Here is a 2,500-nt window from a genome sequence, read left to right on the forward strand (position 1 = left end):
ACGGCCAGATATGGGATAACTCCACATCTGGTCCTTTTCCAGAATCAGTTCTTGGTAATATCCTCCAGTAACTGCTTTCACACGGTTAAAAAGACCGTACATCTTTAAAACTTCTTCAGCAGCACCAGAAAGGAGCACCGTCACCGGATGTGTACCGGCGACTTTCTCCAGTGTTTCCACACTTTCCAAAAGCAGGTGACCTGCTCCAGTGAAGGCCCATGCTATTTTCATTAAACTGTTCTCCTACGTTGGGAATTTATTGCCAAATTTGAAGTAGATGGTTCTTTAATTTAAAAATTAATTTAAATTAAAATTCTATGTAATCGTAGGCTTTATCACTGCGGAAAGCATAGTGCACGGTGTCGAAGGAACTTATGAACTCAGATACCTCATCTTTAACTTCTTTACCTTCAACAACTACCTTTTTAATCAGCTCGGCAACTTCTGCCATGTGGGATTCTTTTAATCCACGGCGGGTTAACTCCTGGGTTCCCACCCTTATACCTGATGGGTCATCGGAGCGGTTAACATCATCCCATGGTAGGAGGTTCTTGTTGAGGATTATGTTGTTGGCTTCCAGGTCTTTGGCCATTTTGGAGGCTTTTCCAATGCCAGACATGTCCATGGCCACCTGATGGGATTCAGTGAAACCCAGATCTTCACACAGTACCTTGAAACCCAGTTCGTGGAAGTTCTGGGCCAGGGCTTTGGCATTTTTAATGATCTGCTGAGCGTAGGCTTCTCCAAATTCGGCCATTTCTGCGGTGGCAATACCCAGGGCGGCCAGGTGGTGGAGGTGATGGTTACTCACCACACCAGGGAAGACTGCATCGTCAATCTGGTGTTTTAATTCTTCTTTACAGAGAATTATACCTCCCTGTGGTCCAGGGAAAGTTTTATGGGTACTTCCAGCCATTAAATCAGCACCTTCTCTTAATGGGTCCTGGAACTGGCCTCCAGCGATTAGTCCCAGAACATGAGCACCGTCATACATTACTTTGGCTCCCACTTCATCGGCGGCCTCACGGGCTTCCTCTACCGGGTGGGGGAAGAGGAATAAACTGCCGCCTAAAAGGACTATTTTTGGTTTGCTGGCGATTATTTCCTTTTTCATGGCGTCAGCATCGATGTTCATCTTTTCTTCATCGAAGGGGTGGGGTGATACTTTGAGTCCTCGGATACCGGCGGCACTGACATTGGCGTGGCTAATATGTCCACCTACTGGAACTTCCAGGGCCATCATTCCATCATTGTGATCAGCTAAAGCAAAGAAAGATGCCATGTTGGCTACCACGCCTGATATGGGTTGTACATTGGCGTGTTCAGCATGGTAAAGCTTTTTGGATAGATCGATGGTGATATTTTCGATCTCGTCGATGTACTGGCATCCCTCGTACAGCCGATGGCATGGCAGTCCTTCTGCGTAACGGTGGGATAGGTCAGTGGCCAGGGCCTCTCTGACGCTTATACTGGTGATGTTCTCACTGGCAATGAGATTTATACTGTTTTTCATCCATTGGTGATGTTTTAGGGTAATATCCTTTATTTCCTGGGCGTATTTTTCGTTGTCTGACATATGTTTCCTCCCGACAAAATCAGGGATGATCTTACATTAACGGGTTTGGTATAGGGAACTATAAAATTGAGGCCATATAAATACTTTCCAATCTTCCCACCAATATTTAAAAGAATGATAAAAATAGTTTAAAGGATGATTTTTCAATTTACAGAGGATTAATCTTTATTTTAACGGAAAAACGTTTTTGTTTTCATTTCTTCCAGGTTCAACACCACCCTTTCCAGGTCAGTTGCCGGCAGGCTCACCATGATCTCCTCAGTTTTCAATTTCATGTTGTTTCGGGAACCGATATCTCCAAATCCGTAGGTGACTTTCCCGGTGAGATAGGGCACCGCCGCCATCGAACTGCATATGGGCCCTGAATCTGCTCCAAGACCGTGTGATCCCGAGTCGTAGGCATTGGCGTGCAGTAATTCCATTCCCTGGGTGGCATTACCCACAATGAATATAACATCTGGCTCAAACTCGGCCCGGGTTAATGGTGCAAATAGTATGGCCACGAAGATCCCGGGGTCAATTGCCAGATTGTTTTTCCAGGAGCGTTGTACTGCCGGGATATTTTTGTAAACCCCTCCAGGGACCAGAAATGAACCGCTTTGCATGTTTTTGGGGAAATTGCTGGGATCTTTCATTCCGGTGTACCTCAAACCACCCATGCATTCCTCTTCTTCAACGGTGGAAAAAAAAGTCTCTCCATTTAGGGCCTTGTTGAGCTTGGTACAAAACCTTGATTTTTCCTCTTCCCGGGGAATATCCCTTGGTTCTCTTGAAACCCATTTAAGAGCAACTGGTTCCCTTTCCAGTTTAAGAATATCCTTCAATTTTTTACCCAGTTCCTGATAATCCATTTGATCACCCTCCCTTTTATTCCAGATTTAACCTTATTCCTGGCTATATGGAATTATTATTTTTGTTGATATT

General features: G+C 44.8%; 2 protein-coding genes and 1 pseudogene. All 3 read right to left on the reverse strand.

Annotated elements, in window-relative coordinates:
- Positions 1 to 231 (reverse strand): annotated as a pseudogene (locus QC759_RS09530) (dihydromethanopterin reductase (acceptor)); the annotation flags it as partial.
- Positions 232 to 307: 76 nt separating this feature from the next.
- Positions 308 to 1,576, reverse strand: coding sequence for a serine hydroxymethyltransferase (glyA, locus tag QC759_RS09535; protein ID WP_048072768.1), 1,269 nt, complete (start codon positions 1,574 to 1,576; stop codon positions 308 to 310).
- Between the two features lie 170 nt (positions 1,577 to 1,746).
- On the reverse strand, positions 1,747 to 2,427 hold the full coding sequence (locus QC759_RS09540; RefSeq protein ID WP_048072767.1) for a DUF169 domain-containing protein: 681 nt from the start codon (positions 2,425 to 2,427) through the stop codon (positions 1,747 to 1,749).
- Positions 2,428 to 2,500 lie beyond the last annotated feature (73 nt).

Origin of the sequence: Methanobacterium formicicum (genome assembly GCF_029848115.1) — an archaeon.
Classification (GTDB): domain Archaea; phylum Methanobacteriota; class Methanobacteria; order Methanobacteriales; family Methanobacteriaceae; genus Methanobacterium; species Methanobacterium formicicum.

Coding starts and splice junctions, on each gene's coding strand:
- glyA (WP_048072768.1), bottom strand. CDS start 1,576: ATGTCAGACAACGAAAAATACGCCCAGGAAATAAAGGATATTACCCTA.
- QC759_RS09540 (WP_048072767.1), bottom strand. CDS start 2,427: ATGGATTATCAGGAACTGGGTAAAAAATTGAAGGATATTCTTAAACTG.